This is a genomic window from Deinococcus aestuarii, from assembly GCF_018863415.1.
Classification (GTDB): Bacteria; Deinococcota; Deinococci; order Deinococcales; family Deinococcaceae; genus Deinococcus; species Deinococcus aestuarii.
In genome coordinates this window covers 158056-169155 of sequence record NZ_JAHKSN010000008.1, presented here as the reverse complement: position 1 = coordinate 169155, position 11100 = coordinate 158056, and the positions used below count along the sequence as shown (strand labels likewise).

At 70.5% G+C, this 11100-nt stretch carries 8 protein-coding genes and 1 rRNA gene; 5 read left to right on the top strand and 4 right to left on the bottom strand.

Going from position 1 to position 11100, the window contains the following annotated elements; all coding sequences use genetic code 11:
- Both IC605_RS12205 and IC605_RS12200 read right to left on the bottom strand, forming a co-directional pair.
- A 16S ribosomal RNA gene (locus tag IC605_RS12205) occupies window positions 1–110 on the bottom strand; the annotation flags it as partial.
- A 296-nt stretch (window positions 111–406) separates the two neighbouring features.
- Window positions 407–2245, bottom strand: coding sequence for a menaquinone biosynthesis decarboxylase (locus IC605_RS12200; protein ID WP_216324076.1), 1839 nt, complete (start codon window positions 2243–2245; stop codon window positions 407–409).
- A 122-nt stretch (window positions 2246–2367) separates the two neighbouring features.
- Between IC605_RS12200 and IC605_RS12195 the strand changes: the two genes are divergently transcribed.
- Window positions 2368–3933, top strand: coding sequence for a DUF4153 domain-containing protein (locus IC605_RS12195; RefSeq protein WP_216324073.1), 1566 nt, complete (start codon window positions 2368–2370; stop codon window positions 3931–3933).
- 11 nt (window positions 3934–3944) lie between these two features.
- Here IC605_RS12195 and IC605_RS12190 read toward each other — a convergent pair whose 3' ends face one another.
- Window positions 3945–4766 (bottom strand): ion transporter, encoded by an 822-nt coding sequence (locus IC605_RS12190; protein ID WP_216324070.1) that lies wholly within the window; start codon window positions 4764–4766, stop codon window positions 3945–3947.
- A gap of 72 nt (window positions 4767–4838) precedes the next feature.
- Here IC605_RS12190 and IC605_RS12185 point away from each other — a divergent pair, with 72 nt between their 5' ends.
- From IC605_RS12185 to IC605_RS12170, 4 genes are all read left to right on the top strand, one after another.
- Window positions 4839–6059 (top strand): M24 family metallopeptidase, encoded by a 1221-nt coding sequence (locus IC605_RS12185; RefSeq protein WP_216324067.1) that lies wholly within the window; start codon window positions 4839–4841, stop codon window positions 6057–6059.
- An 80-nt stretch (window positions 6060–6139) separates the two neighbouring features.
- Window positions 6140–6817: an SDR family oxidoreductase gene (locus tag IC605_RS12180; RefSeq protein WP_216324065.1), complete on the top strand. Its 678-nt coding sequence runs from the start codon at window positions 6140–6142 to the stop codon at window positions 6815–6817.
- Window positions 6818–6878: 61 nt separating this feature from the next.
- Window positions 6879–8945 carry a prolyl oligopeptidase family serine peptidase gene (locus tag IC605_RS12175; RefSeq protein WP_216324062.1) on the top strand — a complete coding sequence of 689 codons (2067 nt, stop codon included), beginning with the start codon at window positions 6879–6881 and terminating at the stop codon, window positions 8943–8945.
- Between the two features lie 275 nt (window positions 8946–9220).
- The gene (locus IC605_RS12170; protein ID WP_216324059.1) at window positions 9221–10162 is read left to right on the top strand and encodes a ferritin-like domain-containing protein; all 942 of its coding nucleotides are present in this window, start codon (window positions 9221–9223) and stop codon (window positions 10160–10162) included.
- 193 nt (window positions 10163–10355) lie between these two features.
- Here the strand turns inward: IC605_RS12170 and IC605_RS12165 are convergent, their stop codons facing one another.
- Window positions 10356–11021 carry an HAD family hydrolase gene (locus IC605_RS12165; protein ID WP_216324056.1) on the bottom strand — a complete coding sequence of 222 codons (666 nt, stop codon included), beginning with the start codon at window positions 11019–11021 and terminating at the stop codon, window positions 10356–10358.
- Window positions 11022–11100: the final 79 nt, after the last annotated feature.

Genomic DNA, 11100 nt, shown 5'->3' with positions numbered 1-11100 from the left:
CGCGTTACTCACCCGTGCGCCACTCCCGACCCGAAGGCCGAGCGTTCGACTTGCATGTCTTAAGCACGCCGCCAGCGTTCACCCTGAGCCAGGATCAAACTCTCCATCAAATCGTTCAGCATTGCCCCGAGGGACAGTGTTGATGTGTTTGATGCCTCACTTGCGCTTGGCTTCTGTCGAGCCTCTCGGCTCCTCACGAGTCTGGAGACACCTGGGGGGATGTCCGCTCGCACCGCCCTGTCGGGCGGCCCTGTCATCGTCACTTGCACCAGCTTGTCATGCGTCCCGGCGGTCCTCTTTCGGGGGTTCCGCCTCGCCCTTCGGATCGGGCGAAGGGAACTATAAGCCCTCGCCCCGAAGATGTCAACACCCCCGCGAGGCCGCTCGCAGGGGTGAGGGGAGGAGGTCAGCGAGAGGTCTCGGTCAACCCGTACATGTGCCACAGAGCGTCCACGCGGCGAACCACCTCGGGCGTCATCTCGATCTTGGGGGGCCACTCGCGCACGAAGCCTTCTTCGGGCAGTTTGCGGGCGCCGTCCCAGGCGAGGAGGTTTCCCACCTGCCGCACGTCGCGCTCGGGGTCGATGTTGTTGAGGATGGTCCACCACACGTCCTGGACGTTTCCCACGTCGGTCTGCTCGTCGCCGATCAGAAGGTGACGGACGCCCCGTGCGGCAGGGTGGGCTGCAAAGACCTCGGCAAGCGCCCGGGCCTGGCCGGGGCGGGTCTTGTGCAGCGCCACGTACCAGTAACCGTCCGGAGTCTGGCGCTGGGCGAGGACGCCCCCGAAGGTGGGGAGATCGCCCGACAGATGGGGGGTGAAGGTCGCCTCCTCCCGCTCCTGGCCCTGATCCTCCCGGCTGCTCGCGGCGCTGCCCACCTCCTCGGGGAGCTTGCGGGTGGCGTCGATGATGAGCTTGCCGCCGTAGCCCCAGCCGCGGCTGGAGTGGTCGAGCACGTCGGTGGGGCCGCGCGTGGTCAGGGTGTCGCGTCCCGGCTCGGCCCGCGCGGTCACCTCGCGCCACACGGCCCCGAAGTCGTTCACTGGCACGCCCTCGTCCACCACGACGATGACCTTGGCGAACATCATCTGGCCGAGGCCGAAGAGGCCGTTCGCCACCTTGTACGCCTGGCCGGGGTACGTCTTCTTGATGCTCACCACGACGAGGTTGTGGGCCACCCCGGCGGGGGGCATGTGGTAGTCCACGACCTCCGGCAGGATGAGCTGCGCGGCGGGGAGGAAGAGGCGCTCGGAGGCCTCGATCAGGTAGGCGTCCTCCATCGGCGGGCGGCCCACGATGGTGGCGGGGTAGACGGGGTTCCTCCGCATCGTGACCGCCGTGACGTGGAAGCGCGGGTAGAGGTCAGGGAGGGTGTAGAAGCCGGTGTGGTCACCGAAAGGGCCTTCCATCGCCCAATCCTCCTGCGGGTCCACGTAGCCTTCGAGGACGAATTCGGCATTGGCGGGCACGTCGAGATCCACCGTGAGGCCCTTCGTCACGGGATACCGCTCGCCGCGCAGGTAGCCCGCGAGGGCGAACTCGTCGAGGCCGGGGATGGGGGGAAGGGGCGCGGTCGCCGCGTAGATCAGGGCCGGGTCCCCGCCGATGGCGACGGCGACTTCGAGCCGCTGGCCCAGGCGCTTCGCCTTCTCCAGATGCTTCGTGCCCGTCTTGTGGCGCTGCCAGTGCATCCCGGTGACGTTGCGGCCCATGACCTGCATCCGGTACATGCCCATGTTGCGCTCACCCGTCTCGGGGTCGCGGGTGATCACCAGCGGCAGGGTCACGAAGGGGCCGCCGTCGAGGGGCCAGCACTTGAGGATGGGGAGTTTGCCGAGGTCCACCTCGTCACCCGTCCACACGACCTCCTGGGCGGGACCGGAACGGACACGGCGGGGCGGGAGGTTCATCGCGTCACGCAGCTTGCCTACGTTGCCAAGCAGGCCACCCAGGCCACCGCTCCCCTTGAGGTCGATCAGGTGCCGGACCTTGGCGGCGAGGTCGTCGAGGTCCCTCACCCCCAGGGCCAGCGCCGTTCGCTCGCGGGTGCCCATCAGCCCGATGACGAGGGGGAAGGGGCTGCCCTTGACGTGCTCGAACAGCACCGCCGGACCGCCCGACTTCACCAGGCGGTCGGCGATCTCGGTGATCTCCAGCTCGCGGTCCACCGGGACCGAGACGCGCACGAGTTCGCCCCGGTCCTCCAGCAGGCGCATGAAGCTCTGTATGTCGGGGAAGGCCATAGGGCGAGTGTAGGGGTCACGTGGGAGGGCAACCGTACCGGAAGACTTGCCTGAACCCTGCACCCAAAGACGGACAACGAAAGGGGGACGCTGCGTGAGAGCCCGGTATGTACGGTGCCCCCATGACCTCCCCGGAAGGACCCGGCGCCGCCCTCCCCCCCTCGCCCGTACCGGAGACCGCCCTCTCCCCCGCCCTGCCACGACCCGAACGCGCCGCGCTGCCGCTCATGGTGGCCGCCGGGCTGGCGCTCGCCGCGCACGGGCTGACGGCGGGAGACGCGCTGGGAGTCGGGGTGAACGTGCAGGTCTGGGTGGCCCTGTTCCTGGGAACGGTCCTCTGGGCGCTGCGGCGGTCAGGACGGGTCCCCACCCGCGAGGCCGGAACGCTCCTGGGGCTCGGCCTCGCCTTTGCCGCCACCTTCGCCGTGTGGCGGGTGCCTCTGAGCTTCGCCCTCCTGAACGGGGTGGCCCTCCTGCTGTGCCTGACGCTCGGGGCGGCGTCCCTGCGGCATCCGGGGACGAGGGTGGCGGGGGTGTGGACGCTGGTCGGCACGGCCTTCACGGGCGGGCTGCGCTTCGTGTACGGAGGTCCTGCCCTGCTCGAACGCTTTCCCTGGGCGCGGGTGCGTCCGGCCCGGGGGAGCACGGTGGGCCGCTGGGGCGTCGGGCTGCTCCTGACCGTGCCCGTCTTGCTGGTGTTCGGCGGTTTGCTCGCGGGGGCGGACGCGGGCTTCGGCACGCTGATCGGGCGGCTGCTCGACTGGGACCTGGGCGGCGTGTGGGAGACGGTCCTGCGCCTCGTCTTCTGGGCGGCCTTCGCGGGCGGGCTGGTCTACCCGGCGCTGATGGCGCTGCGGCCCACGGTCTTTCCGGCGGGCGAGCCGTCCGGCCTTCCCCGGCTGGGGCTGGTCGAGGTGGGCCTCCCGTTGGCGGCGCTCGGGGCACTGTTCGTCGTGTTCCTGGGGACCCAGCTTCCCTATCTCCTGAGCGGCACGGGCCTGCCGGGCGATTTCACCTTCTCGGAGTACGTGCGGCGTGGCTTTGGGGAGCTGATGGCGGTGGCCTTCCTGACCCTGGGCCTGCTGCTCGGGGCACACGCCATCACCCGGGAGGAGGTGAGGGCGGGGGCCGCGTACCGGCTGCTCAACCTCGCCGTGCTGGCGCCCCTCGCCCTCGTGGTGCTGAGCGCGGCGAACCGCTGGCGGCTGTACACGCTCGCTTACGGACTGAGCGAGATTCGGGTGCTGGGCGCAGCTTTCCTGGTCTGGGTGGTGCTGGCCCTGGGGTGGTTCGCCGTGACCCTGTGGCGCGGACGGCTGCGGCACTTCGCGTATCCGGCGCTACTTCTGGGGCTCGGCACGCTGCTCGTGACCACCGCCCTGAATCCTGGCGCGCTGATCGCCCGGGTCAACGTCCACCGCTCGGTCGCGGGTGTGACGAACGACCTGCGCCGCACCCCGCAGGGGGCCGACGTGGGGGGCTTGCTGAGCCTCGGTGCGGACGCGGTGCCCGTCGTCGTGGCGAATCAGGACACCCTGACCCGCGAGTGCGGGCCGACCGAGGCCTGTCTCAACGACCGCTCCACCCTCCTCCGCCGTCTGCGAGAGGAGTACGGCGAGGTCCGCGACCTCCGCCTCTGGAACGCGAGCGACGCCCGGGCGCGGCGGTTGGTGGGGGAATCGAGGTGAGGGACCCGGCCTTACCCTCTCCCCTCCCCGCGTTCCAGCTCCGACCGCAAGCCCGCGATCTCCCGCCGCAGGGCCGAGAGTTCACGTTGCAGCGCGGCGTTCGTCACCTCGTCGTCCCCACCCTCGGCGGCGGTCTGATCCCGGCCCACGAAGAAGCTCGCCACGGACGCCGTGATGTACCCGAACACCGCAAAACCGTACAGGGCGAGCAGCCAGGTCAGGAACCGGCCCTCCCCCGTCTTCGGAAAGTAGTCCGAGCCCATCGTGACGAGGATCATCGCCGTCCACCACAGCCAGGAAACGTAGCCGGTGAGGCCGCTCTCCCGCGCCGCGGGCACGTCCTCGAAGGCGAACATCCCCGCCGCCCCCGCGAGCGCGACGAGCAGGGTCAGCAGGGCCACGTACCCCACCCCCCGCCGACGCACGGCCCGCCCGGCGGCGCGAAAACCGCGGTTCAGCGAGGTCAGCAGCCGCACGAGGTTCAGCGAGCGGGTGGCCCGCAGCACCCGCACGGCCCGCAACGCCGGGAAGACGCGCAAGACCCGCAGGGCAGGCAGGAAGAGGGAGACCAGGGTGAGCCAGTTCGAGCGCAGGTAGGCCCACTTGTCGGGCGCCACCGTGAAGGACAGCAGGAAGTCGAGGATAAAGAGGATCCAGATCAAGTCGCTGAGCCGTTGGAGCCCCGGGGTCAGCCCTCTCGTCAGGTCCACGACGAGCAGGGCGAGCCACACGAAGCCCAGGACGGTCATGGGCGCGTCGGTCAGGCGGTCGAGGTGGCGCAGCAGCTCTAGCCGCTCGCGGTGCAGACGCTGGGAGTCCGGCGGGCTGGACATGGGGGCACCGTAGCAGGCCTATGCGGGGAGCCCACCCGACCGGCCCGGCCTTTCGCCCCTTATCCTGCCCACATGACCCTCTCCCCCACCGAGGCCATGCGCCGGGCCCTGCAAGGCACCCCCCTCGACGGCTGGCTGATGTACGACTTCCAGGGCCTCAACCCGCACGCCCGGCGGGTGCTGGACCTCCCGGCGGGGGCGCACCTCACCCGCCGTTTCTTCATCTGGGTACCGCGCGAGGGTCAGGCGGTGCTCCTCCACAACCACATCGAGGGCGGGACGTGGGCGACCCTCTCGCAGGGCTGGGACGTGGAGCGCCGCGCGTTCGGATCACACGCGGAGCTGGACGCGCGGCTGGCGGAGGTCGTGGCCGGGAAGACGGTGGCGATGGAGTACAGCCCGCACGGCGCCGTGCCGTACGTCGGCCGGGTGGACGCCGGGACGGTCGAGCGGGTGCGGGCGGCGGGCGCGCGGGTGGAGAGCAGCGCCGACCTCCTCCAGGCCTTTCTGGTCTGGTCCCCCGAGGACTTCGTGGCGCATGGCCGGGCGGCGGCCCTCCTGATGCGGGCCAAGGACGACGCCTTCCGCCTGATCCACGAGCGGCTCAGGGCAGGCGAGCCGGTCACGGAATTGGAGGTGCAGGCGGTGATCGAGCGGGCCATCGCGGAGGAAGGGCTGGACAGCGGCCACCCCGTCAACGTCAGCTTCGGCGCGAACGCCGCCGACCCGCACTACCAGCTGGGGGGAGAGCGCAATGCGACGCTGAATCCCGGTGAGTGCGTCCTGATCGACCTGTGGGCGCAGGAGCCGGGCCGCCCCTTCGCGGACGTGACCTGGGTGGGCTTCGCTGGCGAGCCGGGCGCCGAGTACCGGGAGGCGTGGGAGGCGGTGCGCGGTGCGCGGGACGCGGCCTTGAGCCTCCTCCACGAGCGGCACGGCAGCCTCCAGGGCTGGGAGGTGGACCGGGCGGCGCGGGACGCGATGGGAGAGACCTGGGCGCCTTCCTTCCTCCACCGCACCGGGCACGACCTCGGGGTGCAGCTCCACGGCTCGGGGGCGAACCTCGACGACTACGAGACGCGCGACACCCGCCGCCTGACCCCCGGCCTCGCCGTGACGGTGGAGCCGGGCACCTACCCCCGTGAGCGGGGGTTTGGCATCCGCACCGAGGTCAACGTGTACCTCGCGCCGCACGGCCCGCAGGTCACGACCGACCTTCAGCGCCAGCCGTTCGTGCTCGGGTCGGGGGAGTGGGTGGACGTGCGGGCGGCGGTGTACGGGGGGGAAACTTAAGGCCTCCGTCCACGCCCTCCAGACCTGTCTGGCCGCTGGCTTAACGCTGCCTGAAGGTCCCCGCCCGGTAGGCTGGGGGTATGGCGAACCTCGGCTCCTCTACGATCATGCTGACGGGGGCAGGCGGCGCGCTGGCGACCGCCATCGCCCAGGAACTGGAGGACGCGGGCGCGCAGCTCGTCCTCGTCGGGCGCGGCGAGAGCCTCGCCAAGGCCGCCGACCGCTTTCCCGCGACCGAGGTGCTCGACCTCGACCTCACCGACCCCGCCAGCGTGGAGGCCCTGCGGAAGGTCAAGGTAGACGCGCTCGTGCACACGGTGGGCGCCTACGCGCCGCAGGACGTTCAGAAGGCCAGCGGGGAAGACCTGCGGCTGATGTTCGACACGAATATGCTTACCCTCTTCCACGCGGTGCAGGGCGCACTGCCCCACATGCTGCGGCAGAAAGACGGCATGATCATCGGCTTCAGCTCGGGCTCGGCGGCGCGGCTCAGCGGCCCCAAGTCGGCGCTGTACACGGCGAGCAAGGCCGCCGTCGCCGCCTATATCCTCAGCCTCCACGACGAACTCAAGGCCCGGGGCGTGCGCGGCTGCGTGCTCTACCCGATGGGCGCGGTCGACACCCCCAGAAACCGCGAGGCGGGCCTGAGCTGGGACGCCATGATCGACCCGCGCGGCCTCGCCAAGAGCGTCGCGCACGCCCTCACGCGGCCCGACCGGGCGCACGTGACGGAGCTGAAGGTGTATCCGGACGTGTAGGAGCGGTCAGCTTTCAGCAGATGCGGGCTCGTTTTGGTCTTCCCGTGGCAGGATGGCGGGCATGACCTTTCAGTATCCGGAGTCGCCGCGGGGCGATCAGGTGGACGTGTACCGGGACGCGCGGGGGCGGGAGTGCCCGGTGGCCGACCCCTACCGCTGGCTCGAAGACCCGGACTCGGCGCAGACGCGGGCGTGGGTGGCGGCGCAGAACGAGGTGACGGGGGCGTTCCTGGCGGACTTGCCCGCGCGGGAGGCGTACCGCGAGCGGCTGACGGCGCTGTGGGACTTCCCGAAGGACGGGGTGCCGTGGCGGCGCGGTGACCGTTATTTCCGCACCTACAACCCCGGGCTGCTCAACCAGCCGGTCCTCCAGGTGGCGGACTCGCCCACCGGCCCGTGGTGCCTGCTTCTCGACCCCAACACGCTGGGCGCGGACGGCACCGTCGCCCTGATGGGGGCCTCGGTCAGCGAGGACGGCGCCCGGCTCGCCTACGGCACCCAGAGCGGGGGCAGCGACTGGCTGACGTGGCGGGTGCGGGACGTTTCGAGCGGGCAGGACGCCGGGGACCACATCGAGTGGAGCAAGTTCAGCGGCGCGGCGTGGCTTCCGGACGGCTCGGGGTTCTACTACGGGGCCTATGACCCTCCGGCGCAGGGAGACGCCCTCACCGGCGCGAACCGGGGCCAGCGCCTGCTGTTGCACCGCCTCGGCTCACCGCAGAAGGCGGACGAGGTGATCCTCGCCCGGCCCGACCAGCCCGACTGGGGCTTCGGGGCACACGTGACGCACGACGGCCGTTACCTCGTCGTCCACGTCTGGCTGGGCAGCAGCCCCCACAACCAGCTCTGGGTGCGGGAGGTCGGCTCGGACGCCCCCTTCACCGAACTCGTGGGCGACTTCCGGGCGGGCTTCACGGTGGTCGGCAACGACGGCCCCACCCTCTTCGTGCGGACGGACGAGGACGCGCCGCTGGGCAGGCTCGTCGCCTGGAACATCGAGACGGGCGAGCGCCGCGACGTGATCTCCGAGGGGCCGGACGCTCTGGAGTACGTCGCCCTCGTACCGGAGGGTCTGCTGGCCCTCACCCTGCGGGACGCGAGCCACCGTCTCACCCTGCACGCCCGCTCGGGCAAGGTACGGCGCGAGGTCGAGTTGCCGACGCTGGGCTCGGTCACCGAGTTGAATACACGGCCGGACGACCTCGAGGTCTACTTCGGCTTCACCTCCTTCCTGTTCCCACTCACTCCATACCGGCTGAGCCTGCCGGACGGAACGCCCGAGCCGCTCTCCGAGCCCGCCGTGGCCTTCGACGCGGACGCCTTCGAGGTGCGGCAGGAGTTCACAGCAAGCCCCGACGGCACCCGCGTGCCGATGTTCCTCGTCCACCACCGGGGGCTGGAGCGTGACGGGTCGAACCCCACCCTGCTCTACGGCTACGGCGGGTTCGGAATCAGCCTGACGCCGGGGTTCAGCCCCTCGCGGTTGAGCTGGTTGGAGCGCGGCGGCGTGTATGTGCAGGCGAACCTGCGGGGTGGCGGCGAGTACGGCGAGGACTGGCACCAGGCGGGCACCCGCGAGCGCAAGGAGAACGTCTTCGACGACTTCACCGCGTGCGCCGAACACCTCATCGAAACGGGGGTCACGAGACCCCAACAACTCGGCATCCAGGGCGGGAGCAACGGTGGCCTGCTCGTGGGCGCGTGCATGACGCGGCGCCCGGAGCTGTTCGGGGCCGTCGTGCCCCAGGTCGGTGTGCTCGACATGCTGCGCTATCACCTCTTCACCATCGGCTGGGCATGGGCCACCGACTACGGGCGGGCAGACGACCCCGCCCTCTTCGACCTTCTGCGGTCCTACTCGCCGCTGCACACCCTCCGCGAGGGCACGGCCTACCCCCCCACCCTGATCACGACCGGCGACCACGACGACCGGGTGGTTCCCGCCCACTCCTTCAAGTTCGCGGCGGCCCTGCAACACGCGCAGGGAGGCGAGGCGCCCATCCTCATCCGCATCCAGACGCGCGCCGGGCACGGGGCGGGTAAACCCACCGCCCTCGTGATCGAGGAGTCCGCCGATGTGTGGGCCTTCCTGGAGTGGGCGCTCGGGGGGCGGGAGGCTCACGGGTAGGCGCTGAAGGTCATCCGCACCGAATTTGAGGGGCCGCCGAGCAAGTTCTCGGCGGCCTTTGAATGTGGAGTGCCCTTTGATTTTCATGCAGCCTTCATCGTCTCCGACTTTCGACGAATGCAGTCATCCAAAGCCGGGGGAGCGGCATAGAGGCAGGGTGAAGCGACGCCAGCGAGCAGAACCTCTGCCCCACGCGTGACGGGTTCGTCTCCAGACGGTCCCGGGTCTTCGCCGTCTGTCTCCGTTCGTCCGTATCTTTTCTGGAGGTTTCACCTATGAGTAACGACACGCAGGGCACGAGCACCCGCCGCAAGTTCCTGGGCATGGCCGGTCTGATGGGCGCGGGCGCCGTGCTGTCGGGCTGCACGAGCGTCATCGCCACGACGCCGAGCCAGGACAACGGCCTCGACGCGGCCATCTTCAACTTCGCCCTCAACCTGGAATACCTGGAGGCCGCCTTCTACCTCGCCGCCGTGGGCCGCCTGGGTGAGCTGGACGCGGCGGGGGGCAGCAGCGCCCGCGTGACCCTGCCCCAGGGCTTCGACGGCAAGTCGGCCATCCCCGGCCTGTCCGCCGAGGTCCGCGCCTACGCCGAGGAGATCGCCTCGGACGAGCTGGCCCACGTCAAGGTCATCCGCTCGGTGCTGGGAAGCGCCGCCGTCGCGCAGCCGCAACTCGACCTCGGCCCGGCCTTCGCCGCCGCCGGGAACGCCGCCTCGAACGGGGCCATCACGAACTTCAACCCCTACGCCAACGAGCTGTTCTTCCTGCACGGCGCGTTCATCTTCGAGGACGTGGGCGTCACCGCCTACAAGGGAGCGGCGCGCTTCCTCGACGACCAGAAGGCGGGCGGCAACCTGGAGAACGCGGCGGGCATCCTGGCGGTCGAGGCGTACCACTCGGGCGCCATCCGCACCCTGCTCTATCAGCGCCGGGCCCAGCAGGCCGCCGCCGGGCTGACCGTCGAACAGGTCGTGCAGGCCATCAGCAACCTGCGCGACGCGGTGGACGGCAGCGACGACCGCGACCAGGGCATCACCATGAACGGCATGGCGAACATCGTCGCCGCCGACGCCAACGCCATCGCCTTCAGCCGCACCCCCCGTCAGGTGGCGAACATCGTCTTCCTCGACACGACGGGCAAGGCAGCGAAGGGCGGCTTCTTCCCGAACGGCCTGACCGACGACGGCAACCTGGGCAAGCTGCTCGCCCTCTAAAACGTTGGACAGGACAAGGTGTCCTGCTGATTCCAACGCTCGCGCTCAAGGGTCAACTCCGCGAAGCCTCCCCTCTTCCTGGCAGGAGACCCTTTGCTCAGGGTGATAACTTTTTTTGCATCGAACGCTCTCACCCTTCTTCCTTGAACGCGCGCCGGGCTTTAACTACCCGGCGCGCGTTCTCGTTGCCGCCTCAACCCCCCGCCACCCGCACCAGCTCCTCCAGCCCGCCCGCGTATCCGCCGTCCAGCCGGGGCCACTCGGGCGGGAAGGGCTGGGTGCGGGTCACGTCGTTGGGCACGACGACCACCCGGCACCCGGCGGCGACGGCGGCGGTGGCCCCGTTGAGGCTGTCCTCGACGGCGAGGCATTCCCCGGGACGCAGACTCAGGCGGGAGGCGGCGAGCGAATACAGCTCGGGGTCGGGCTTGACCCGGCGCACGTCGTCGCGGGTGGCGAGGACCTCGAACAGGCTCAGGAGGCGGTGTTGCTCCAGCCAGCGGGTGACCCAGGCCCGGTCGCTGCTCGTGGCGAGGGCGAGGCGCAGGCCCGCGCCCGAGGCCCCCTCCAGCACGTCGCGCACCCCGGGCCGCAGGTCCTGTTCGGCGATGTCGGAGACGATGCGCTCGTGCAGCCCCAGCCGGACCTGCTCGCGGTCGGCCAGGACGTGCTCGGGCAGTCCGGCCCAGGGGTCGAAGGCGTCCCAGGTGCCGATGCCGTGCTGCCAGTCCGCGAGGGCGAGTTCGCGCCCGTGTTCGCGGTAAAGGCTCTGCCAGTGGTGGAACTCGCGCGTCTCGGTGTCGAGGATGGTGCCGTCGAAGTCGAAGATCAGGGCGCGCAGGGCCGGGAGGGGGGACATGGGGGCAGTCTAGGGTCCGGCCCGGCCCGGGCGACACGGCCCCCGAAGCCCTGCCCCCAAGGCCGCTCACTTTCGGCGG

What these genes read in the sequence shown, in the direction of transcription:
- IC605_RS12200 (WP_216324076.1), bottom strand. Translation starts at nt 2,245, where the DNA reads ATGGCCTTCCCCGACATACAGAGCTTCATGCGCCTGCTGGAGGACCGG.
- IC605_RS12195 (WP_216324073.1), top strand. Translation starts at nt 2,368, where the DNA reads ATGACCTCCCCGGAAGGACCCGGCGCCGCCCTCCCCCCCTCGCCCGTA.
- IC605_RS12190 (WP_216324070.1), bottom strand. Translation starts at nt 4,766, where the DNA reads ATGTCCAGCCCGCCGGACTCCCAGCGTCTGCACCGCGAGCGGCTAGAG.
- IC605_RS12185 (WP_216324067.1), top strand. Translation starts at nt 4,839, where the DNA reads ATGACCCTCTCCCCCACCGAGGCCATGCGCCGGGCCCTGCAAGGCACC.
- IC605_RS12180 (WP_216324065.1), top strand. Translation starts at nt 6,140, where the DNA reads ATGGCGAACCTCGGCTCCTCTACGATCATGCTGACGGGGGCAGGCGGC.
- IC605_RS12175 (WP_216324062.1), top strand. Translation starts at nt 6,879, where the DNA reads ATGACCTTTCAGTATCCGGAGTCGCCGCGGGGCGATCAGGTGGACGTG.
- IC605_RS12170 (WP_216324059.1), top strand. Translation starts at nt 9,221, where the DNA reads ATGAGTAACGACACGCAGGGCACGAGCACCCGCCGCAAGTTCCTGGGC.
- IC605_RS12165 (WP_216324056.1), bottom strand. Translation starts at nt 11,021, where the DNA reads ATGTCCCCCCTCCCGGCCCTGCGCGCCCTGATCTTCGACTTCGACGGC.